The following is a 24,523-nucleotide window of genomic DNA, read 5'->3' as shown; positions in this document are numbered from 1 at the left end:
ATGAGTCAAAATTCGACAATCAATTACAAATAAGGTCCAAATCGCAGAGTGATTTGGACACTTAACTATGATGCCATAGTTGAAAGGTGTCAACCAGATGGCATAAATATGATGCCTAGCTTATCCACAGCTTTGTGAAAGAGCAAACCAGTTTGACAGTTTCCTGTTATAACATCTGTTTGATTATCCCGTTACTACCTTTCCTCTATATCCCAAGCATGAGCAATCCCTTCAGCCGTAATACGGCCCAATTCAGCTCTACCTTCAGCACTTCCTAGCATTTCTGCATCTGTAGCATTGTCGATGAACAATAACTCTAACAATATAGCTGGCATGGTCGTATTGCGTAACACGCTAAAATTTGCCGTTTTCATACCTCGATCAGTAGCATCTAACTCATTAGCAATATACTGGTGAACCTCTTCTTGCTTCTCTATGGTTGTACTTGACACATTGCCATTAAAGATATAGCTTTCAAAGCCATTTGCTGAGCCATTAAAGGAATTATTGTGCACGCTAACGAAATAATCGGCGCCCCAATCATTCGCCATAGCTGCTCTATCTTCCAACTCAATAAACTCATCTGTTGTTCTTGGCATCATGACGTCAACGCCTAAATATTCTTCCTCCAATACTTCAGCTGCATGGAGTGATATATCAAGCACAACATCTTTTTCCAGTAAACCATTACCGGCGGCACCGGAGTCACTTCCACCGTGACCAGGGTCTATGAAGATTTTGACTTCAGGGACAGTAATTTCTTCATTGGATACTAGACTCGCACTCACGTACGTCGGTCCACTGACATCATCGTGCTGGATCTTGTACCAACCGTCAATTTCGCCCACGATGTCGACACGTTCACCACGTGGGATAGAACTGACTTGGTCATAAGATGTGCTGGGGCCTTCACGTACGTTCAGAGATACATTTGCATCGACATAGCCGATATCTTCTTCCGGTAAATCGACCGGAACAATAAAGTCCCCCGACACATACGCTTCGCCGCTCAATCCTTCGCCACTGATCTTATACCAGCCATCGGACGTTTCGCCTTCCAGCTCCACCCTTGTGTAATCATCCAATCCAGCGATCTTGTCGTAATCGGTTCCCGGGCCGGAACGGACATTCAAGTGGGAAGACTGCACGATTCCATAGCTGCGTTCGGGCGACGTTAACGTCTCTTCCTCGCTGATGTAATCCGCATTTACGTATGTCGGCCCTTCGACATCATCCAATTGTAATTTGTACCAGTCGCCAATCTCGCCGACGATGGCCACTTGTTCATTACGTTCTAATTGATGCACACGCGCCTCATCAGTCGTTGGCCCTTCGCGCACGTTTAGAAGATCGCTGTCGACATACCCCTCGTCATAGGACGGTACATCCACCGGGACAATAAAGTCCTCCGACACATACGCTTCGTCGCTCAATCCTTCGCCACTGATCTTATACCAGCCATCGGACGTTTCGCCTTCCAGCTCCACCCTTGTGTAATCATCCAATCCAGCGATCTTGTCGTAATCGGTTCCCGGGCCGGAACGGACATTCAAGTGGGAGGACTGCACGATCCCATGGCTATGGTCGGGTTCCGTCAACGCTTGATCTTGCGTTTCTGCTTGCGTCTCTGCACGCGCCTCTTCCTGTATGTCTGTTGACGTTATGTGAGAAGCACTCACATACGCGGGATCGTCCATATCGGCCCATTGAATGAGATACCAATCGTCGATTTCGCCGACGATATCTACCGATTCCCCTCGCGGAATGGCATCCACTTGGGCATAAGACGACCCCGGGCCTTCCCGGACATTGACAGAGGTGTCCGCGTCCACATAACCTTCATCTTCGTCCGGTGCATCAACCGGCTCAAGGCCTTCTTCCGAGACGTAGGCATCTTCACTGATGTCATCGGCATTTATTTTATACCAACCATCCGAGGTCTGGCCTTCCAACTCCACTCGCGTATCATCGTCCAGTTGTCCGACCACTTCATAATCAGTGCCGGGGCCTTCCCGGACATCCAACGCGTCGGATCCTTGGACCACGCCGTGCGTGCGCTCTGTTTCCGTTAATTCAGCGGCTTCCGGAGGTTCGGTGAACGTCACATGATCGCCACTGATATATGTAGAACCATCCGCATCCTCTAACTGAATCTTATACCAGCCTTCAACTTCCCCAAGGAGATCAATCGATTCGCCTTGCGGGATGGATTCAACTTGGGCATAAGACGACCCCGGGCCTTCCCGGACATTGACAGAGGTGTCCGCGTCCACATAGCCTTCATCCTCGTCCGGTGCATCAACCGGCTCAAGGCCTTCTTCCGAGACGTAGGCATCTTCACTGATGTCATCGGCATGTATTTTATACCAACCATCCGAGGTCTGGCCTTCCAACTCCACTCGCGTATCATTGTCCAGCTGTCCGACCACTTCATAATCAGTGCCAGGGCCTTCGCGGACATCCAACGCGTCGGATCCTTGGACCACGCCATGACTGTGTGTCGCTTCCTTCACTTCATTTGCTTCAACCGTGACTTGCCCTCCGGTTATAAAGATGACCAAAAAAGCGAAAAAAACTATAAAAGCTGACCTAAATAACTTCTTTTGCACGTTCTACTCTCACCTCTTCCCGGTAAATTACTAGTTTAGTATCATGATTATCGTATGTAAGGACAGACTTTATATCATGATACAAGTAAATACCTTAAAATCTAATAAATTATAGCAGATTAAGTTAGTATATTATATCCTACGAATATACTGAGCATCCAGTAGGAAACTCTATGTGGCGGAGATGCTAAGGTCCCAAAATCCTAATCCGAGCATACCTTATTGATTAAACATACTTCTTGACAGTACCATATCATATTGTTTCACTTCAATTAGCTAATGTAATATAATAGTGATGATAATTATCATTTTATATGGGGTTGATTATGTTTGGAAACTATAGAAACGGTGCATAAAGATTTAACTTTATATCAAGAACTAGGAGCAAAAACCGACTCTACACAATTTCAAAACTGGCTTAATGGCGGCTTGTTAAACGAGGTAGACGAAGCTTTTGTTGCCGAAACAAAGGAATATTGGGAAGGCCACTACGGTAAAACGATTAATCCTTCTCTACATTTGGCTTTTATGAATTATACCGGAAAAAGAGACGTTAGGGTCATACCCGGAAGAATAATGAGAAGAGAAATTCTTCCTGTATTAAATGATTACAATATGTCGACCTTTTATGGGGATAAAAACCTCTATGATGTTTTGATAGATGCCCCCAGATCAGCTGAAACTATATTAAAGAATATAAATGGAATTTATTTTGATACATATCATGATAGTATTGATACTGAAAATGCTTCAAAAATTTTATTAAAAAACAACACAGATTTGATCATAAAGCCTAGCCAGACGAACAATGGCGATGGAATCAGAAAACTAAATGTGAAAGATGAAAACATCTACCTGGATGGAAATATTGTTACCATTTATCACCTAGAGGACATCTATAAAGAGAACTTCATGGTGCAAAAAGCAATACAACAACATCCAACCATGGCCGCTCCTCACCCGGCTTCTGTGAATACACTTAGAATGGTTACGTTCAGATGGAAAGATGAAATAAGATATTTGTTTACCTTCGCTAGGTTTGGGAAAGATAACGATATAAAAGATAATGCTACCGCTGGTGGTATACGCCTTGGAGTAAAAGACACGGGTGAATTTTTTAATGTTGCAATAAGTGATGATGGTCAAATGCATACTCACCATCCCACGACTGGCTATTGCTTTGCTGATCTTGAACCCATCCCTAATTACGATGAATTCAAACAGTTTGCCAAAGACTGCCATAAAAATATACTACACCAGAATTTTATTTCCTGGGATATTATCGTGGGATTCGATGGCAAACCTCTTTTTTTAGAAGCTAATTTTGTAGGAACACAATCGTATTATCAATTGGCCGCTCAAAAACCTATGTTTGGAGATTTGACAGAAGAAGTGTTGCAGTATGTAAGTAATGAGCTTAAAACGAATAAGCCGATATTATTAAAAAAAGATAGAGAGAGACTCGAACAAAAAAAATTAAGGAAGCAGGAGAAGCAAAAACAGGAATTAAAACAAATGCAAAAACAAAATGTTGATTTGAAAAAACAAAACCAGGAACTTCAATCCTCACTAGAAAAGAAAAATAATGAACTTATGACCAAAAATGATGAACTCGAAGATACGAAGGATAAATATAACTATATAGTGCATAGCAAAAGCTGGCGTTTCACTCAACCTTTTCGTTCTTTACTCAAAATGATTAAAAAATAAGCGTGATCCCTTAGTGGAAACCAAACTTATTTTTGTTTTTCAACCATGTTGTTTTCAGTGAACAAAATGGATGCCCTCTGATAAAATTAAAGGACCCACCAACGATTCCCATACACGGGCTAAGATATCAGCCGTGATAGACCTAGATCCTGCCTGCAGTTTATATTCAACAAAACTACTTCCTGTTTGATCATTACGATGATCCTGGCTGATCTAGGAGAAGAATTTAGCATCGATTTTATCAAGAGATATGTCGTTTGGGAAATAAAAAAATTTAGGTAAGGAAAGGTAAAAAAAGATTAGCCTTCCTTACAATTTTTTATTCATTTAAACTGCAAAAGTCAAAATATAAAAATACACGTAAAAGAACAGAAGACCCCAATCAAGGATCAGAGTCAATACTTTAACTACAATGTTAAAGATGGGCTACGGAAGAATGTTTCATTAAATGCTTTAAACTCTTTTCCCTCCAATAGGTCTCTTTTCAATCTTGCCTCCGCATTAACATAGGCTTCTCCTAACCTTCTGTCCCATTCTGCATTGAAATTATGAAATCCACCAGGATAATATGTTGCTTCTCCAAACACCAATTCGTTGTTACCTTTTAGCATATCAATTCTCATAAATGGAGCCGGTATTTCTAAACTTGCTTGAATAATGGCGTCTAAATCCTCGTTATTAAAACCTTTAGCTTCTTTATATATTTGATCTTCTCCATCTAATTTTCCAGTAAATACTTTCTTATTATTTGCATCCCAAAATTGATATTTATTTCCGCCATCTTCTCTGATTACTTCTTGTACTAGTACATTTTCACCATAGAAGACATGAAATTTTAAATCAGTGAGACTATCTGGTTTTTCTGGATCTATAATCAATTCTTCTATCATCCAAGCATCTTTTTTGAAATATTTTCTTACTCTGGCCTTATCACGTTCAATTTCCATTTGAACATCATTTACAAGTTCATCCCAACTATTTAAGTATTTGCCATCTCTCACGGATAAAATCTTGTTCTCATTATAAATCAGATACACACCCATAGCTCCTGTAGCACTTGTAGGTTTAACTACAACTGGGCCTGTTTGTGGTTTTAACTCTGAAAATTTATATACGTTTGGATCCGTATATGGTCTTCTTAACCCTATTTTATCAGCAAACTCATAAGCTGGTAATTTTTTATCCAGCATTTGGGCATAATAAGGATTCCCCAACCTTTTACTTTCTGCGTTCTGTATTATGAAATTTTGAAATGAAATGGCATCATGTATATTTAATTTTCTCTTACCGAACTTCAGATACATTCCATGAGTTATATAATCTTTTTTAATAGTGTCTGCCAGCATTTGATATAAATGATAATTTTCATCTTCTACCCTTTTCATTGATTTACTTCTAATTAATTTTGAATAATAATTTTTTAAGTTCTTATCTATCCGATCCTGAGCTTCTTTAAGTGCTAATATCTGCTTTTCGACGCTATCAATGCCCTTAAATTTATCTTGATTTATTTTCTTCTCACCAGTTATCATTGCTATTATTTCATTAACCTCTGATTTGCTAGCACATTTATCGTCATGTTTTGTGTTTTCTATATATAAGCCGAGTTCATCTTCATCAAATTTATATACTATATCCTCCGTTTCTTTTTCATTGATTTTTCTTACACTATAATTAGTTTTCTTATTATCTGTAACAATAGGATAAAACTTGTTTTTCACGATCCATGTTCCTCCTCCCTCCTCTTGAATTTCCATATTTACAACAACACTATAAGGTGGAGCATCTAGTTTCTCATACCTTCCTGGAGAATTGAACACGAAATTTCCAATAGAATAAGCTATGGTTCCTCCATTATAATTTTCAATATCATTTAGCATATGGGGTCCATGACCAAAGATATAGTTTGCTCCTGCATCTATAAATGCCCTGCTTCTTTCTTGGATTCTTCCATGATCTGAAGCCCATTTATAGTCCTCTCCTTGCCAATGAGGACATACGATAATAATTGATTCAGGATCTTCCTGTCTAAGATTAGAAATTTTTCTGGATAATCCCTTTTGTGGCAATGGACTTACCCCTGGTTTTTCATTCTCTGCAAAAAAACCATATTCTCGGTATCGCTTTCCTGCCCGCATACCAGTGAATATATAGACATTTTTCACGCTTTTTTTCCCATCTAGTGTTATTTTAAGTGGTTTAGAAGCATCTTTTCTATCTTTCCCTGCTCCTAAGGTTTTAATATTGGCCTCTTCTAATCTATTTAGAGTTCTTAGTAAAACTTCAGAGCCGAAATCCATAGTATGATTGTTAGCTAAACCAACTGCTGTTACCCCTAAGTCCTTTAATACTTGCAATGTTCTATCTGGATTGTCATAGTTAGGATATTGTTTTCCTTCTAATATTGGTTTTGGGCTTTCCTCTAAAACTGTTTCTAAGTTTAGAATAAAATGATCGCTTTTCTCTATTAAAGGCTTTATCCCTGCAAAATAAGATAGTGGTTCCTTTTCTAGTCGTTCCACTAAATGTTCTTTACCTGTTTTTCTGAGATACCAATCTCCTAAACTTGTATCCCCTGCAAACGTTAATGTAAATGTTTTTGCCATATCCCTAATTCTCCCCTCAGTAAATTTAAATGCCTTTTGTCAATGTCTAGTTGATAAAAGGTCACATCTATATCTATTGTTCTAGGTAGTGACAATATTCTCATCTATAAAAGAATGTGTAAATATAACATGTATCGAAATGTCTAATAACAGGCAATTTTTATATACATACCAATATAGTAGCAGATTATATAGATAAGTGCTATAATGAATTATCTTATTTATGGCATTGATAATCATCAAAACGAACGAAAGGCTGGTAAAATTGAATCATACCTTACAACACATATACGATGCGGCGATTAATAAGAAAAAGTCTCTTGGAGAAATAACTGACGAAATCGATACGGGCTTTAGAACAGGAGATGGCGAAATTGTCGTTTTTATATCCGTATCAAACCCCTATTCACGAGCACTAGTCGGCATAGGAAAAGATACAAATGCTAAATGGGCACTTGAATCTGCTTATCAAAACTATAAAAGCAATAAACCTGCCAATTTTAAACCCATCTCTGTGAAAGTAGATGTTGTTACGGACATGCGACCTGCTAAGTCATCAAAGAAGAAAGTCAACCTTGAAAAAGACACCGTCCTTTACAAACGTGGGGAAGATGGCCTTACGATCGACGCATCTTTTGATGTAGCTTTCCTACCCGAAGAAGTTGAAGCATACCGAATGATTGTAGATCAAAAAATAAAACCTGAAAATATCTTTAATGCTTATGAAAAACATGGTTTGTTGTCAAAAAATTCGTTAGTGAAAAAGTTGCTAACTTCCCAATCACTGGAATTATATAAATTCCAAACAAAATCTTATTATGTTGATGAAAATGGCTTTACCCCTCTTTACCATGGTCATCGTATCTATTCAGATTTATCAAAGCAAGACCTTAGAGACGCGATAGCATTAACCAAAGACAATTATTTTAAAAATGTCGTCAATACGAAGGGGAAATTCATCTATTCCTACCTTCCGCAAGAGAACAGAAACCGGGGCGGTTATAATATCCTACGCCACGCGGGAACAACTTACTCAATGCTGGAAACATATGAACTGATGCCAGATGAACGACTATTAAATGCTGCAAAACGAGCAATTAACTATTTACTGAAAAAAGCAATGGATATGGAGATAAACGGACATCAAGTACAGGTCATTATTGAAAAAGATCAGGCCAAACTTGGCGGTAATGCGCTTGCTGTAGTGGCATTAGCCAAATATACACAAGTAACAAAAGATAATCAATATCTCCCGGTGATGCAAAGCATGGCGACATGGATGCGCGAATTACAAGATGAGAATGGTCGTTTTGCTTTTCATAAACAAAAATATTCAACAGGTGCAGCATCAGACTTCATATCTCACTATTATCCCGGTGAAGCAATATTGGCATTGGTGCGCCTGTACCAGATCGACGGCAATGAACAATGGCTTGATGTGGCGGAAAATGAAGCAAACTATTTAATCACTATCAGGGATAAAGAAGCAACGAGCGAAACCATTGCCCATGATCATTGGCTTCTCTATGGCTTGAATGAACTCTACAGGGAACGCCCGAAAGAAATTTATATCAACCATGCTTTCTTTATCGCCCGAGCGATTATGCAGACCCAAATTTTAGATGATGATGCGGAACCTGAGTGGAAAGGCGCATATGATACGCATCCTAAACCCTTATCTACGCCTGTAGCGTGTCGAAGTGAAGGACTAAGTGCCGCTTATAAGCTAGCTGTGGATTACGGTTACGACAAAGAAGCCAAACAAATAATACAAGCTCTTCATGAGAGCATTAAATTTCAGTTGCAAATGCAACTGAGACCCGAAACAACGATGTATTATGAAAACAAAAAACTTTGCCTCGGCGCTGTGCATCATGGCTTATCAAATTACGAAATACGAAATGATTACACCCAGCATAACATCTCCAGCTTTATTGCGTACTATAATATTTTAAGCCAAGACTCCAAATAAATTCCGAGAAAACACCCAAAAAGGGACCCACAACAATTGGATAGGTCCCTTCTTTTTGCAATGTATTACTATAAAGGAATGTTCCTGTCATGAATAATGTGAGGTTTAACATCCCCATGGTATGCATCGACTCTAAATTTCCAACTCTCGTTACTAAACAACCTTCTGGATTAAATCTTGAAGTTTTTGGTGAACGCCTCAAATTTCTTCCCACGAAGAAGGTCTCTTGTCAAGCGAGCTTCTGCTTCTCTGTAGGCCTGTCCAAGCTTCCGATCATATTCCTTATTAAATAAGTGAAATCCACCTGGTCTAGGCGTGGCTTCTCCAAATACCAGGCCATCATGACCCTTCAGCATGTCAAATCGCACGAAAGGACTTGGGATTTCTAGACTGGCTTTTTTCGTAATTTCGGCATCTTCTTGAGAAAATCCGACCCCTGGTCGTGCTTTTTCGTCATGCCATCCCGTTTTTATGAAATGTCCATTTGCGTCCCAAGTGCTAAATTGAGAAGAATCCTGACGATTTGCTTCCAAGACAAATAACAATTCTCCATAGAAACAATAAAATTTGTAATCAAGTGGCGGTTCTGTGCTATTAGGAGCCTTCAGAATAAGTTCTTCCACAAACCATTCATCTTTGACAATTGACTTAACTGGTTGCCCTCGCTTGATCGCATTAAGATCATTTTTCATTTCCGCTTCTATTTCATCCCAATTCGACAAATACTTTTCTTCACGAGCGGAAAATATCTTATTATTATCGAAGATCAAGTATACACCTTTGGAACCTGTAGCTCCTACAGGTTTCACTACAATCGGTCCTTTTGTTCCCTTTAGTTCATCAAAACGATAAATCTTACGATCTGATTTAGGCCTACGTAAGCCGATGCTATCGGCGAAAACATATGCTTTTGTTTTGCGATTAATTGTCCAAGCATAGTCCCGATAACCAAGTTTTCTCATCGCTGATTTTTCGACCATAATATCTCGAAAAGATAATGAATTAGTTGCAGGAATCTCTTTACGTTCAAATTTTTTTAGGAAGTTATGGCTCATATGTCGTTTTTCTACAACATCAGCCAGCAATTGCAACTTCGCTTTATTTTTGTAAATGGTCTTATCCTGATTAAACATTTGATAGTATCGGAATAAATAATCGTCAATCTTACTTTGAATGTGTTCAAGTTGATGGATCTCTTCTTTAAACGACTCTAAGTCATCTGGACAATTTGTTTTTGAATTCAATGAATGCTCTGGTAGAAGCTGATCAACTTCATCCGATATTACATTCGTTTTCGTATGACGAATATCAAAATAATATCGATCCTCGTCTTTTTTTACAACATCTTGTTCCTCACCTAGGTGGTGCTTATCATTTAGTAACTCGAACAACTCAACAACTTCATCATGAGTGGCAAACCGAACTCGAAAACCTGTTTCTTTATTATCGGTGACGATAGGGTAAAAAGCAGGTTGAATATCCCAACCGTTTTCCGATTCCGAAAATATAATGTTAACGATAAAGCTATAAGGAGGCGCTTGCATTTTTTTGTAACGGCCTGGAGAGTTAAACACAAAATTCCCGATAGAGTATGCAATAATTCCTGATTTATATTTCTCAATATGGTTTGCCATATGTGTTCCATGTGCTATGACTAAATCCGCTCCTGCTTCAACGAAAGTCCGAGCGCGAGATTCTTCAGTTTCGTTCACCCACTTATAATCCTTTCCTTGCCAATGAGGACAGACAATGACAGTTGCGTCTGTATCTTCTTCTTTTATAGATGAAATATTACGAATCAATTTATCCTCATTTAAAGAATTAACTCCAGATTCTTCTCGTTTAGCAAAGAAATTATAATCTACTCGATAACGACGAGAAGCTTTCATACCAGTGAATACATAGACATTTTTTTTTTGGGATTTTCCCTGTATTTCTATTTTTGCAGGCTTGATCGCTTCATCGCGAGATTGGCCAGCGCCAAAATAGGTGATGTCCGCACTTTTAAGTTCATTGATCGTGTCTATTAATGTTGATTCACCATAGTCCATTGTGTGATTGTTAGCTAGACTTACAGCATTAACATTTAATTTCTGGAGTATATCAAGGGTTCGTTTAGGAGAATCCCAGTTAGGATATTCTTTTCCTTCCAAGAAACCGGAAGGATTTTTAGCTAGAACGGTCTCTAAGTTTAAAATAAAATAGTCGCTTTGCTTCACGAAAGGTGCTACTTCTTTAAAAAAAGAGAATGGATCTCCATCTAATCTTTCTTTCTCTTTCTTTCGATTCGGTTTATTTAAATACCCTTCACCAAGGCTGGTGTCTCCAGCAAATGTTATCGTGTATGGCTTACTCATGTTCCAGCACCTCTTCATCAGGATAATTTGTCATTGATGAATTGCGAATTCATTTGTCGGGTTGTTTCTTCAAAGACACGTCTAATTGCAATACGGAACTTAAGATCGTTTAGCCATGCTACTTATATTTCTCAACGGTTTTGTATAGCGCCACACACGACTATTTCGAAGCGCCGTATATTCTTGTTGTAAGCGTTCTTTTTCTTCTTCCATACTTTCCAATTTCTGCTTAACCTCTCGTTTTTCTTGATCAAGCGCACTTCTTTCTTGAGCGATTTTCTTTTTATCTTGCTTTTCCTTTTGCAGTTGTTTTTCCAGATCTTTTAACCGTTTCTCTGTTGGCTCTTTTTTTATTTCAAATCCTATTTTCACGGGTTTTTCCCATTCTTTTGCTTTTACTTTCTCTACTTGAGCTTTCTTCGGTCCTTGGGCACAAATATCTTTAAATGCACGAACATCACTTTCATCTGAGCCTGCAACGACCACAACAACTTTGCCGTCTTTCTTGTTTTTGGTGTAGCCATGTAAATGATGCTGCAGCGCTTGCTTTCTGATCCATTTTCGATAGCCAACACCTTGTACATGGCCAGAGATGATATATCTTTTGGCATATAGCTTACCTAATGGGGGTAGGGTAACCTCAATCATGTCGGTTGATCGGCTCTTCAGAGGCTCCAAGATACTGTCAAAATCAAAATACAGATTTGTTTTCTCCACATCCACGGTTTCCGGGAAATAATAATCAATGATTGGAGATGTAATATCCCGTGAGCTTCCTTTTACCGGAAACAAATGAAGACCCAGCATAGGCTTTGTATTTATTTCAATGACAGTGCCTAAATTATTTTCTTCATCAATGATCATATCTAATCCGCATAAACCCAACTCAGGTATGCTTTGATATGCTTTTATAGCAAGATCTTTCATATGAGTTGTTAACTTTTCCGTAACATCTATAGGGTCCCCGCCCATGGATACACTACTTTTATTTCTTAAAAAAACACAATCTCCTGCTTCTGGAATGCTATTTAGTGTATAATTTTTAAACTGTATTGTATTGAGTACTTCTTTATCAATCTCAATAGCATTTTTAGATAAATTAGGGTTCCCTCGTTTTTCCCCATTTTTTTTATTAATTAACTCGTTAATAGAGTTGATGCCATCTCCAACAATATTTGCTGGAATTCGATTAACAGCACCTATGATTTTATTTCCAACGATAAAAATACGAAATTCTTTTCCAGGTACATGTTCTTCCACAATGACATCCCGGTAATTGAGATCTTGGCGCACATGTATTAAAGCCTCTCTCATCTCTTCTGTATCCTGAATGTTAGCATGGACACCCTTCCCGCCATTTTCACTAATAGGCTTAATAACCACGGGATAACCGAGTGTATTGGCATAATCCACGATCACCTCATCATAAGCATCTTCCTTAAATCTTTTCCCATCCGGGACCGGGATTCCAGCCTTTGAGAGATTTTGTTTCGTGAGATCTTTGTCATCGCAAACGTCATACGCTTCTTGGGTCAATAGATCCCCTCGGGATGACTCAAATCTGTGCTCTCTCCCTTGGTAAGTCAAAGAATACCTGATGCGCAATTTATTTTCTTCCGGATCCTCAAGTCTATAAAATTTAACGTTTATGCCTCGTCTCCATGCCTCTAATGCAATCGTGTACATACTGAGCTTTTTCCCATATGCAGACTTCGGAATCGCATTTTCTAGATGGGGTAACCAGGCATGTTCATTAGTCATTATAAAATCACCTCCAAGCGTTTGAGAAGCTTGTCTCTAAACTTTTAATTTTATTGTTATCTAGTGTTACCAAAGTGTCATCGTTTTATTATGCGTTTCAATAAATTTTTTGCATAGCGAAGAGGGTAAGTTATGCGCCAGGATGTACTATTGATGATTTTATTATATTCCTTCGATACACGTTGATATTTCTGATGTACATTTTTTGGCCGTTTGGCTTTACCTTTCTTCTTCAGTTGAAAGTCCACTCTAAGTGGTTGATCTTCCCAATCATATTCATTGATTTCTTGTACCGCTGCGTTCTCCTTGCCTTCAAACAATAATTTCTTAAATCGATCAACAACACTCTGTTGTTTTCCGGCAACAACAACTTCCAAATCTCCATTTTTCAAGGGTTTTGCATAGCCATGTAAATCTCTTTTCAAAGCCTGCCGTTTCACCCATTTTCTGAACCATTGACCTTCCACATTTCCGGTAACAATATATTTTTTTCCGTATAACTTGCCGGTGGGTGGCACAGGTAATTCAGTCGAGATGGCTGCTCGGCTTTTTAAAGGTTCTATGATCTTATTAAAATTGAAAAATAGATTTGTACGCTCTATATCTTTCGTTTCCGGAAAATAATAGTCAATAATTTCTTTGGCAAAGTCGCGTGGTTCACCAACCATCGGGAATAAATGCCCTCCGAATCCGGGTCTGGAGTTCACTTCTAAAATAACTCCCATATTGTTTTCCAGATCGACAATCATATCGACCCCATAGTGCGGCAAGCCGGGAATAGCTTTCCCCGCGCCAATCGCGATTTGCTTTAATTCAGGGGTCAACTGTTCGGTTACGTCAATCGATTCTCCACCTCTGGCTAGGTTGCTTTTTTGCCTAATATACAAAAACTCACCATCTTTGAGAACCGATTCCAGTGTATAACCGGCTCGATCAATAAAATCAAGGATTTCATCATCAATGTTAATCAAACGGCTGGTGGTATGGGGATTCTTTTTACGTTCTGTATTTTTTAGATCAATTAACTCTTTGATCGTGTGAACGCCATCTCCGATGACATTTGCCGGTCTCCTGTTCATGGCACCCAAAACTCGGTCTTCAATGACGAAAATGCGAAATTCCTTACCCGGCACATATTTCTCCAAAAGGACTTCCGTATACGCCAATTCTTGGCGAACATGTACTAAAGCTTCTTGTAATCTTTCCGCATCCAAAATATTCGCAAATACACCTTTGCCCGCATTATCATCAACAGGTTTTAAAACAACCGGAAAACCGACGGACCTCGCGTAATCAACAATCTCTTCATCTGAAGTGTCCTCCGCAAACTTTTTCCCTTCAGGAACAGGGACGTCTGCTTTGGAAAGATACTCCTTCGTAAGATGCTTATTATTACAAATGTCAAAAGCCTTATCAGAAACCTTGTCCCCCATGGATAAAGAAAAATGGTGTTCATTCCCATTATAATTTAATGAATATCTGATCTTTAAATGGTCTTCTTCATCATGTACCCGATAAAACTTTAGAGGAATTCCTCTTCTCCAACCCTCCAGGGCAAGCGTATATGTGCTGATTCGCTTCCCTTGTCCAGCGCTCGGTACAGCATCTATTAAATGCGGTAACCATTTATTTTTAATGTCTTCCATCCTATGATCCTCCCATGTAAACAAAAATATTAGATTTTTTACAAATGAGCGATTGTCTTTGCCACGTTTATCATTTTCCTAACCATATAATTTTATACTATTCTTTTTGCTTACTCAAGGATCTTATTTTTTTGTTACATGATAGTTATAATTACTGAGTAATCTCCTTTTATTGAAAAGAGTTATAGTCTGTTTAAAGGTAATACTTTCTTCATCATATCCCCTGCTTTCCTTAAAGGTAGAGTGATTCTCCAGGCACTGCTTCGCTCAATTTTGTTATTCTGGCGTTCGATACGGCTTTTTTCTTTTTGTATCGTCTGCATTTCCTCCTGTAGCTTTTGCCACTGGGATTCAAGCTGATTTAAACCAGCTGTTTCTAGTTGACCGTCAATATCAAAACCAATTTTCACCGGCGCTTCCCACGGTTCTTCCCGCAGTTGCAAATCTTCATGTCGATCTTTCCAATGATTAAATACTTGTTTATAGTTCTCCACCTCCTGCTTGCTCGTGCCGGCGATAAGAATTTCCATATCACGACTGCCCAACGCTTTAATATGACCACTTAAATCCCTTTGCAATGCTTGTTTCCGTAACCATTGATGATAGTTTCTATCCTGGATAACACCCGATAAGATGAATTTCTTGGTGTATAAGTTTCCAGGTGGCGCCGGGACCACTTCTATCTCTTCAACGGTACCGTTCTGTAGGTTCTCATTGATGGTTTTAAAATCAAAATAAATGTTTGAATGCCTCGTTTGAACTTCTTTTGTTTCCGGAAAATAATCATCGATCATTACTTTTGGAATATCCTCGGCCTTTCCTTCCATTGGAAAAAGAAAAGAACCAATCCCGGGTCTTGTATTTAATTCAATGACAAAACCCTTGTTATTTTGCCAATCAACCATCATATCTAACCCGCAATGGGCTAGACCGGGAACCGCCTGACAAGCTTGGACAGCTATGTTTCTTAATTCAGGCGTTAATCGATCGGTAACATCGATAGGGTCTCCCCCTGAAGAGACGTTGCTCGTTTTCTTCAAAAAAACACGCCGGCCCTGTTTGGGAATAGTGTCCAGCGTCACACCCGACCCACGCAAGGTCGTATACAATTGCCTGTCCAGCTTAATCGGTCGATCGTATAAATGGGGAACGTTTTTTCTTTCTGTATTTTTTCGATCGATCAATGTCCGAATCGAATGTTTGCCATCTCCGACCACGTTAGCAGGTATTCGGTTCACAGCGCTGAACAATTTATCGCCGAGGACAAAAATACGAACTTCATCTCCGGTAATGAATTGTTCAATAATAATCTCTTTGAACTTGAGTTCCTCCCGAACGTAGAATAAGGCTTCCCTTAGTGTCTTTACACTTTGGATATTCACGATCACGCCATTGCCCCCACTTCCATTCGTCGGTTTCAATACGAGTGGAAAGCCGGTTGTTTTGGCATATTCGATTATCTCATCTTCCTGTGCTTTCTCCGTAAACTTTTTGCCCATAGGTACAGGAACACCGGCCTTGGAAAGCCATTCATACGTTAATGCTTTGTCATCACAGATATGAAATGCTTCATCCGTGATTTTATCGCCTTTCGATCCCCTGAAGAGATGTTCTCTTCCCTTGTTGGCTAGAGAATAACGCAATTGCCGGCTATGATTCTCATCCATTTCCGTAGAAAACTTTAATGTTAATCCCCTACGCCAACCTTCTAAAGCAATGGTATACATGCTCACATTATTTTTACATGATTCAATCGGTATAGCATTTTTTAAGTGTGGCAACCAGTTATCATCATAATTTTTCACAGTGGGATCCCCCATTAACTCAATTCAGGACCGGCGTTTCATGTAATTTAATGCTTTCCGAAGAGGCAGCGTCAATTTCCAGGAACGACTTTGTTGATACTGCATATACTTGCGTTCTGCCTTTTCTTTTTCTTTTTCCATATTGGCCTTTTCTTGCTTTATTTTGCTTATTTCATCTGTTATTTTATTAGGATCAGCTTGAATGTCAAATCCAATTTTCACTGGGTGCAACCAATCCTCTGCATACACGTCTGTGACATGAACATCGTCGGTTCCTCGCAAAAGGATTTCCTGAAAGGCATCGATAGGATCTTGATCCATTCCGGCTACCACAACTTCAATATTGCCGTTATCAAGATTATTAATAAATCCATGTAAATGAGTGGCTAATGCCCGATCTCTTAACTCACGATGATAATGGACCCCTTGTACCTCCCCGGACACCGTATATTTTTTCGCATATACATTTTGGGATTGAACAGGAGATACGGTTGTTCGTTTTGAAGAATTGTTTTGCAAAGGTTCCAGCACACGTTTAAATCCAAAATATAAACTCGTTTTCTCTTCCCCGTTTTCCTTTGTTTCCGGGAAATATTCGTCGATGATCGCTGCAGGGATATCTCTGGCATAGCCTTTCATTGGGTATAGAAGGGAGCCTATTTGCGCTGTTGGGTTCAGTTCAATGATGGTAGCTGCATTTTCCGGAGGTTTATTTTCATCAATGATAAGATCAACACCGCCATGATATAAATCCGGAACGGCTTCTATGGCATCAATTGCTGTTTGTTTTACAGCAGGGTGTAAGTCATCGGTGACATCAACCGGATCGCCTCCCAAGGAAATATTGCTTTTTTCTCTCAGGAAAATACGTTTCTTTGCATCAGGTATGCTTTTAAGCGTATACCCTTTTTCGTGAAGGTAACCGATAACTTCATCGTCGATTTGGATGGGACAACTGACGAGGCGAGGATTGCTTTGTCTTTGCTTATTTTTAATATCAATTAAAGTTTCAATAGAATTTTGGCCGTCTCCGAGAACATTGGCAGGTATGCGATGAATCGCTCCTGCGACTTGTTGGCTGACAACGTAGAAACGGTACTCTTCTCCGGAAATAAAACGTTCCACTAGCACGTCAGAGTGACGAACATTTCTAAGTGCCTTCCGTAGTTCTTTCCTATCTTGGATATTGGTCATTACACCTTTTCCAAAGCTTCCATCGGTTGGTTTTAAAACAACAGGAAAGCCAATACTTGAGGCATAGTTTATAATGTCCTCATCGCGAGCATCCACACTGAATCGGCTTCCTTCCGGAACAGAAACGCTGGCTTCAGCCAATACCTTTTTTGTTTGCCCTTTATCTGCACCGATTCGAACCGCTTCATTACTTACGTTGTCTCCGCGTGTGCGGAAAAAATAGTGAATTTTCTCCTCAGAACCCAAAGAAAATAACTTGCCGGGAGCATCCACGTGCCACGTTTTCATGCGCTGAAAAGGCTCTGCATCTTTCGTGTACCAACTGAGTGTCAGTCCCCGTCTCCATCCTTCCAGAGCCACTGCATAAGCACAAAGTTCATGCCCAAGTGCTTCTGAAACGATTTCTCCGCTTAGATGGGGAAGCCAGACCGGTTGCCCATTTTTCATTCCATCACCTTCTGATTCATACATTCAACTGCTTATTTCGCCCACCATATTCCAAAGAAGATTTAAAATGGCCAAATGATTTCCCTTGTATTAAATCCGTTAAAAGGCGTCCTTGCGCTTCTAAAAATTCATTGCCCAGTTGACAGTCCGTCTGTTGATCAAACTCATCATAATTGCCTGGTTTGGCGGCAAACTCTCCAAACACTAGTCCTTCTTCTGTCTTCAAAAAATCGATCCTAATAAAAGGAGCGGGAATTTCAGAACTGATGGAAGCAGCCAAGTCCAGTTGATCTTGTGAAACCCCTTCGCCCTCGAAAAGCTTGTTCTCATATTTGCCCGTATGCACACGTTCTCCATCTGCTGTCCACCAACAGTATTCCACCTTCGGGAAACGCCTGATTTCCAGAATGAGACCAACCTTTCCGTAAAAACAATAAAATTTTATGTCTCGTGCCGGCGTTTGTGTTTCGTTGTTTTCATAGAGCAACTCTTCAGCCAGCCATTGATCGTCACTGACCAAGCCTAAAGTTAAGTCCTCCCGCATACTAGCGATAAAGGCATCCCAATTACTAAGCATCTTCGATCTTTTCACATCTTGTATACGATCCAATGCAAAGACGATGTATACCCCGCGGGAGCCGGCTCCATTCACTGGTTTAATTACGGTTCCTTCTTTTTCAGGAATCGCCGTATGTGAAAAATGTTCTTCAGCTACCCATGGTCTTCTGCTCCCGAGCTCATCAATAAACGTATAGGCAGTTGTTTTGTCATCAAGTTCCCATTCCGGCCTGAATGCCTCAAGTTGCCTGATTCTTGCTTGCAAAGTGAGAGAAGCGCTGAAGGATGCGATTTTTTGAAGGGGGACTGTGTCGTCTTTTTGGTCTGACTTTGACCGAATCATTATTTCCGGAACTTCTTCGATTTTTAATGCGTCCAACAATGTTTGATAGATCTTCTGTTTGACAGCTAGTGGATCATTGTTATACAGAAGAGCCGCGTACTTAAGTGCAGAGCGATAATTTTTATCATGAACATTTCTTTTCATAATAAGGTCTTGCAAATAATCAAGCATATGACCGTCTTCTTTTATCTTCTGTAAGCTATTCTCGAGTTGATCTTGATTCAAGTTTTGCCAGTCAACGATCGTCACGCCTGCTTGTTTTTTTTCCGTGCGCAGTTGTTGCTGAAGAGACGCTGTTTCTTTTTTTAGCCGCGTATTCTCTTCTGAAAGCTGTTTGTTTTTTTCCATGAGAACCTTGTTATCGGTGCTGAACAAAAAGGATTGCACGCGTTCCTTGCTTATCCGCATAACGCTTGACACTTTTCTTTCAAGCCATGTCAAAGCCCATAAACGTCGTTTGCCTAATGACGTATATCTCGCCTTCAAACGATTCCGTTCTTTTGCATTGCTTTTTTTCTCATTTGTAATTTTCTCCAATTCGGCTCCCCGCTGCAGCAATGTATGCAACAATTCTTCTTCTCTCTCATATTCAGCCTGCAATTGTTGACGGACAGAATCGTTGTTTTTCAAAGATAAACGCCTCCAACGGCTTAGCAGTACTATTTGGAACGCTTTCGCCATGCCCTTAGTTTCCGTATGGGTTTAGAGCCTCTCCACAACAGGGTTCGTTCAATCTGAGCACATTTTCGTTCATAGTGTTCTTTTTCTTCTACAACTTCTTCGTTTTCTTTCTTTGTCTCCGCAATTTGCTGTTCTACATGCATTATATCATGAACAAGTTGTTCATTTCGCTTTTGTTGAAGGGCTAATGATTCATACGTGTTATTATCCTTTTCCAACCATTAACTCCCCTTTAATTAAAGCTAGTCATTATGGGTCCAAACTCTATCTGCAACGATAATTGATGCCGTGTCGTTTTCTTGTAACTCTTTGTAAACAGAAGGGTTAAAAGGATACCATATACCTGATTCACCAAAAAATTCTTTCACATGCGTTTGGCATTGTTGAATACGCTTTGGAAGTTGATTGATGACAACATGAATTTGCCCGGCCTTCACATCCGGAACATAGCGTTGCCACTCCTGTAATGACGGTAAATGTCTAATTATCAAGGTGTCACAGGCAATTTTTTCTCCGTATACAATCATCTGCACATAATCTTGATTCAACATTTCACGTATATTCGCATGAATGGTTCGATCCGGAGCCACATTATATTCCGAAAGCTGGATTAGCCCAATCCGTTCATATTTTTGTCTATGAACAAGAATTTCTTCTGTATTACGTACGGTGGTTGGATCATCAAAGCGAAAATCAGAAACGATGACTACATCAAAATGACGCCGCTCGCCTTTTTTTACCTCCCGTTTTGGCCACATAGGCTCGGGAACGGCAAATGGCCGGGTTTTCAAAGGAAAAGAATAGCTAAGATGCTTCGAGGTCTGATGAAAATAATCATGTGCCTCTTCGTACTCTCTTCTCGCCCCCATTTTAAATCCGTGGTATCCAAAGGCCTCATTCCCCGTCAATGATGAATCGGATTGCCGTTGAAAAGAGAGCGGACCTGTAGTTAGGTATGCAATGGATTTTTCGCCAAATACTTTCTTAATACGGCGGATAAATTCTGAATCGGCTGCAAACCGAACAGAATCCCAGAAACCGATGGCTTCCATCACAGGTTTGCGGCGAAACATAAACGATGACATATTGCTGAAAATATACCACCCAGGCTTTCCTCTGCGATAAAAAATGAGATCATTCGTCGCGCGAGCTTGCTCCGACGTATTCCCAATCACCGTTTTATTTTTAAGCAAATGGTTCACCTGTGTTTCAATTTTCTCTGCGTGAGACCAATCATCTGCATCGTTGACGGTTACGAAATCACCGCTGGCTTCTTTGAGTGCCAAGTTACGTGCGACATATGCGCCACCGTTAGATTCCGCCTTAATGAGCCGGATTCTCGAATCCTCGGCAGCATATGCTTCCACAAGCTGCGCTGTTGAATCGTTGCTACAATCATCCGTTACCAATACTTCAAGGTTTGTCCACGTTTGCGCCAGAATAGATTGGAGAGACGTACGGATGACATCTTCAGCATTATAGACGGGCATAATGACAGTGACAAGGGAAAGATGATTAGACGTTTCAGATTTCGCTTTTGGCTCATTTTGTCGTGCTGGCAATGATCGATCCATCTCAATACTGTCATAGGGAGATGATAATGCGGAAGATTCTAATGTAATCATGGACATGCCGTTTAATTGCAAGGATTTGTTGACCCACTCCATTTTTTCAGTGATGGAAGATTCCAAATTTGCTATGGCGAGGTAAAGATCAGGGTGAGGATTCCCGCCTTTGGTTGATTCAAGCAAAGGCGAAAGAACATATTTGGCCTCTGCTGCTTTTCCTAATCGATTCAGGCATTCCGCTGTCATAATTGCGGCTTTGCGTATATGAACAGGGTCTTTTTCCTCTTGAGCAACCCAAGGTAAAATCTCCAGACACTTCCTGGCTCCCTCTTCGGTGTATTGGTTCGCATGCCATAACAAAAGCTCCCAAGCCGCAAGTTTTTTTAAATATTGGTCTTCGTTTTGGTAAAAGAACTTCTCGAGTTCTGCCAGCCCGCGTTTTCTAAATCCAAGATTATAAAGAAGATGGTTTACTCGCCTTACCTCTCGTTCTTGCGTTTGATACTTTCCCAAAAATAAAATTTTCTTGATCGTATCTTTTTGTTTTTGGGTCAGTTTATCACTGATATAACGCTTTCGATCAGAGGTAAATAGACGATTAATCGACAATTCCACAAAATTGGTGACTCGTTGCGCGAGTGCTTTTAACATGACTTTCAACATCCAGTCTTATTAGTGATCATATTACCTTTTTAGAAAAGTTGGTTTTTCGCCAAGCTTTTATGGCAAAGCTCTTCGTTGCACTTATGCAGGTAAGAACGTTAATTTATTCGTTTTTACCTGCAAACAATGTCCGAACCCGTGCAAATCTTCCCAACGACCCTCATTTGCTTGCGCTCTTTTCCTTTTGCCGTTGTTTTCTTCTTTTCACTTTCCTGCCGACTTTTCCTTTTACTTGCCCCTTGTAGAGGTTCACGGTTTCCTGGGCTTCGCCGTCGTATTTGACGGTGCCTTGTTCCATCCAGATGGCGCGGGTGCATACCTTTTCCACAAAACTCATGCTGTGGGAGACGATGATGACGGCCTTGGCGCTTTCCATCATGTCCTGGATTTTCTCGCTTGCTTTTTGTTGGAAGGCGATGTCACCGGTGGAGAGGGCTTCGTCGATAATAAAAATATCCGGTTGTAACGTTGCGGCAATGCTGAATCCAAGTCTTGCCCGCATACCGCTGGAATAATATTTGATCGGGCGGTCCATAAATTTGTCGAGTTCGGAAAAGCGAACGATTTCCGGGTATTTCTCATGAAGGTACGGTTTCGGCAGTCCCATGAACATTCCGTTGAGATAAACATTATCGGCGCCCGTCAGTTGATCGTTAAAGCCGGTGCCGTAATTGAGGAGCGCCGTCGTTTCCCCTTGCATGTCGAATGTCCCATTATCTGGTTTAATGATATTCGTTAGCACTTTACAGATTGTGCTTTTTCCTGCTCCGTTGTGCCCGATGATGCCGACGATCTCGCCTTCGTTAATCGTAAAGCTTACATCTCTTAGTGCCCAAAATTTATCTTTTTTCATCGGATAGTACAATCCCAGATTTTCTGCTTCCAGAACAGGCTTTTCTTTCACATCCGCTTCCGTTTTCTGTAATTCCAGTTTTCTCCGGCGCTTTTTACCTTTATCAGGGATTGTCGCCAAGTATTGCTCCGCGACTTCGTCGGGGTGTCCGATACTCCTGACGTCACCCTTGTCAATCCACATTAAACGATCGCAATTTTTCGTGGCAAAATTAATGCTGTGCGTGACGAGGATGACCATCTTTGCTTTTTGCACCAACTCCTGCATTTTCCCTGCCGCTTTATCGCCAAAAGCTGTGTCCCCGGTATTTAACGCCTCATCGAGAATGAGAATCTCCGGTTCCAAATGCGCGGCTACGCTGAAACCGAGCCTTGCTTTCATCCCGCTGGAATACGTCTTCATCGGCTGATCCAAAAATGAACCGAGGCCGGCGAATTCCTGAATTTGATCAATGAATTCCGTCACTTTTTTCTTCGTGACGCCGAGCATCATCCCGTTCAAATAGGCATTTTCACGGCCTGTCAATTCTTTGTTAAAGCCCATTCCCATGGAAAAAAGAGCGGTCACATTGCCATTGACGTGAATACGGCCTTCGTCCGGATGCAAAATGCCCGAAATCATTTTGCAAAGCGTCGTCTTCCCAGATCCATTCGAACCGATAATCCCTAAAATCTCCCCTTGGTAGCCGGTAAAATCAATATTTCTCAACGGCCAGACCGTTTTATTTTTTTCCGTTTCGGGTTTACTTTTTGTAAACATATTGAAGATATGAGATTTATAATCATCTTTATGTCCGGACTGAAACGACACGCCGAGGTTGTCGGCTTGCATCACAACTTCTCCGGTGCCATCCGTTGAATCATGTGATTTTTGTAAAGTTACCATGATCTACCCTTCTCACAATGCTTTAATAATTTTATGTTCATTCCGGCTGTAATAATAAATCAAGAGAATAATCGCCATGATCGAGAAAAATCCAATCAATAACAATCCGGTCCAATCCGGCATGGATTGTTCCATGAGAATATCCCTGTATCCGGTTACGATATGTGCGATAGGGTTGACGGTGACAAGGATCTCTATCCAAAGGTTATCTTCGGCCGCCGGGCCCAATCGTCCGCCTTCCCAAATGATCGGGGATGCATAAAAAAACACCCGTGTCACGTGAGTCATAATATTGTCCACATCACGAATAAACACACTGACATAAGCCAAGAACAAGCTAATCGCCAATAAAAACAGATATTGAATCAAAATAATCACCGGCAAAAACACGACTTGCCATCCGGGAACGGTCCCCGTCGCAATTAAAAATGAAGCGATAATAACGAGTCCGAAAGCAAAGTTGATCAATTGCGTCGATGTAATCGTCATCGGAAAGATTGCTTTCGGCAAATATACCTGATTAATGATCGACGAATATTTTAAAATCGCTTTTGCGGAACTGTTCACCGTCGTGTTAATCCAGCGCCAGGCGACCAAGCCGATCACCAGAAAGACGGCAAAATTGTCCCCGCCGCGGTCCAGCAAAACACCGACCAAAAAATAATAAACGAGGACGTTGAGCAAAGGATCCAGCAGCCACCAGAAGTAGCCTAAATAGCTATTGCGATTCTCGGCCTTCAACCCTGATTGTACCAGATAGACCAAGAGGTCTTTTCTTTTTTGTATTTCCTGCAAATATTGTCGCATAAGATTCCGCCTATCTTTTCCGTGCCTATCCAGCATATCATTTTACTACAACAGACGT

Annotated in this window: 14 protein-coding genes; 2 read left to right on the top strand and 12 right to left on the bottom strand. The window is 40.5% G+C overall.

Annotated elements, in window-relative coordinates; genetic code table 11:
* Positions 1-194: 194 nt before the first annotated feature.
* Positions 195-2,609, bottom strand: a complete 2,415-nt coding sequence (locus HUG20_RS00165) for an N-acetylmuramoyl-L-alanine amidase family protein (protein ID WP_200086671.1) — start codon at positions 2,607-2,609, stop codon at positions 195-197.
* A 330-nt stretch (positions 2,610-2,939) separates the two neighbouring features.
* On the opposite strand from HUG20_RS00165, the gene HUG20_RS00160 reads away from it, so the two are divergent.
* Positions 2,940-4,319, top strand: coding sequence for a sugar-transfer associated ATP-grasp domain-containing protein (locus HUG20_RS00160; RefSeq protein WP_200086669.1), 1,380 nt, complete (start codon positions 2,940-2,942; stop codon positions 4,317-4,319).
* 407 nt (positions 4,320-4,726) lie between these two features.
* Here the strand turns inward: HUG20_RS00160 and HUG20_RS00155 are convergent, their stop codons facing one another.
* Positions 4,727-6,925: a CapA family protein gene (locus HUG20_RS00155; RefSeq protein WP_200086668.1), complete on the bottom strand. Its 2,199-nt coding sequence runs from the start codon at positions 6,923-6,925 to the stop codon at positions 4,727-4,729.
* 265 nt (positions 6,926-7,190) lie between these two features.
* Here HUG20_RS00155 and HUG20_RS00150 point away from each other — a divergent pair, with 265 nt between their 5' ends.
* Positions 7,191-8,897 carry a YyaL domain-containing protein gene (locus tag HUG20_RS00150; RefSeq protein WP_200086666.1) on the top strand — a complete coding sequence of 569 codons (1,707 nt, stop codon included), beginning with the start codon at positions 7,191-7,193 and terminating at the stop codon, positions 8,895-8,897.
* A gap of 170 nt (positions 8,898-9,067) precedes the next feature.
* Here HUG20_RS00150 and HUG20_RS00145 read toward each other — a convergent pair whose 3' ends face one another.
* From HUG20_RS00145 to HUG20_RS00100, 10 genes are all read right to left on the bottom strand, one after another.
* Complete coding sequence (locus HUG20_RS00145) at positions 9,068-11,254, bottom strand: CapA family protein (protein ID WP_200086663.1); 2,187 nt, start codon at positions 11,252-11,254, stop codon at positions 9,068-9,070.
* A gap of 99 nt (positions 11,255-11,353) precedes the next feature.
* Complete coding sequence (locus HUG20_RS00140; RefSeq protein WP_200086661.1) at positions 11,354-13,015, bottom strand: acylphosphatase; 1,662 nt, start codon at positions 13,013-13,015, stop codon at positions 11,354-11,356.
* A gap of 77 nt (positions 13,016-13,092) precedes the next feature.
* The gene (locus HUG20_RS00135; RefSeq protein ID WP_200086659.1) at positions 13,093-14,661 is read right to left on the bottom strand and encodes an acylphosphatase; all 1,569 of its coding nucleotides are present in this window, start codon (positions 14,659-14,661) and stop codon (positions 13,093-13,095) included.
* Positions 14,662-14,843: 182 nt separating this feature from the next.
* A complete protein-coding gene (locus tag HUG20_RS00130; RefSeq protein WP_200086657.1) occupies positions 14,844-16,466 on the bottom strand; it encodes an ATP-grasp domain-containing protein in 1,623 nt (540 codons plus the stop codon).
* Between the two features lie 24 nt (positions 16,467-16,490).
* A complete protein-coding gene (locus HUG20_RS00125; RefSeq protein WP_200086655.1) occupies positions 16,491-18,107 on the bottom strand; it encodes an acylphosphatase in 1,617 nt (538 codons plus the stop codon).
* A 16-nt stretch (positions 18,108-18,123) separates the two neighbouring features.
* Entirely contained in the window at positions 18,124-19,638 is a 1,515-nt protein-coding gene (locus HUG20_RS00120) for an ATP-grasp fold amidoligase family protein (RefSeq protein ID WP_200086653.1), read from the bottom strand.
* Between the two features lie 29 nt (positions 19,639-19,667).
* Entirely contained in the window at positions 19,668-19,907 is a 240-nt protein-coding gene (locus HUG20_RS00115) for a hypothetical protein (RefSeq protein ID WP_200086651.1), read from the bottom strand.
* Positions 19,908-19,931: 24 nt separating this feature from the next.
* A complete protein-coding gene (locus tag HUG20_RS00110) occupies positions 19,932-21,908 on the bottom strand; it encodes a glycosyltransferase family 2 protein (RefSeq protein WP_200086649.1) in 1,977 nt (658 codons plus the stop codon).
* A 172-nt stretch (positions 21,909-22,080) separates the two neighbouring features.
* Positions 22,081-23,658, bottom strand: coding sequence for an ABC transporter ATP-binding protein (locus HUG20_RS00105; protein WP_200086647.1), 1,578 nt, complete (start codon positions 23,656-23,658; stop codon positions 22,081-22,083).
* A gap of 12 nt (positions 23,659-23,670) precedes the next feature.
* On the bottom strand, positions 23,671-24,465 hold the full coding sequence (locus HUG20_RS00100) for an ABC transporter permease (RefSeq protein ID WP_200086644.1): 795 nt from the start codon (positions 24,463-24,465) through the stop codon (positions 23,671-23,673).
* Positions 24,466-24,523 lie beyond the last annotated feature (58 nt).

Source organism: Salicibibacter cibi (assembly GCF_016495865.1).
In the GTDB taxonomy this organism is placed as follows: Bacteria; Bacillota; Bacilli; order Bacillales; family Marinococcaceae; genus Salicibibacter; species Salicibibacter cibi.
This window is presented reverse-complemented; position numbering and strand designations above follow the sequence as displayed.

What these genes read in the sequence shown, in the direction of transcription:
- HUG20_RS00100 (WP_200086644.1), bottom strand. Translation starts at nt 24,465, where the DNA reads ATGCGACAATATTTGCAGGAAATACAAAAAAGAAAAGACCTCTTGGTC.
- HUG20_RS00145 (WP_200086663.1), bottom strand. Translation starts at nt 11,254, where the DNA reads ATGAGTAAGCCATACACGATAACATTTGCTGGAGACACCAGCCTTGGT.
- HUG20_RS00110 (WP_200086649.1), bottom strand. Translation starts at nt 21,908, where the DNA reads ATGTTAAAAGCACTCGCGCAACGAGTCACCAATTTTGTGGAATTGTCG.
- HUG20_RS00155 (WP_200086668.1), bottom strand. Translation starts at nt 6,925, where the DNA reads ATGGCAAAAACATTTACATTAACGTTTGCAGGGGATACAAGTTTAGGA.
- HUG20_RS00135 (WP_200086659.1), bottom strand. Translation starts at nt 14,661, where the DNA reads ATGGAAGACATTAAAAATAAATGGTTACCGCATTTAATAGATGCTGTA.
- HUG20_RS00140 (WP_200086661.1), bottom strand. Translation starts at nt 13,015, where the DNA reads ATGACTAATGAACATGCCTGGTTACCCCATCTAGAAAATGCGATTCCG.
- HUG20_RS00105 (WP_200086647.1), bottom strand. Translation starts at nt 23,658, where the DNA reads ATGGTAACTTTACAAAAATCACATGATTCAACGGATGGCACCGGAGAA.
- HUG20_RS00125 (WP_200086655.1), bottom strand. Translation starts at nt 18,107, where the DNA reads ATGAAAAATGGGCAACCGGTCTGGCTTCCCCATCTAAGCGGAGAAATC.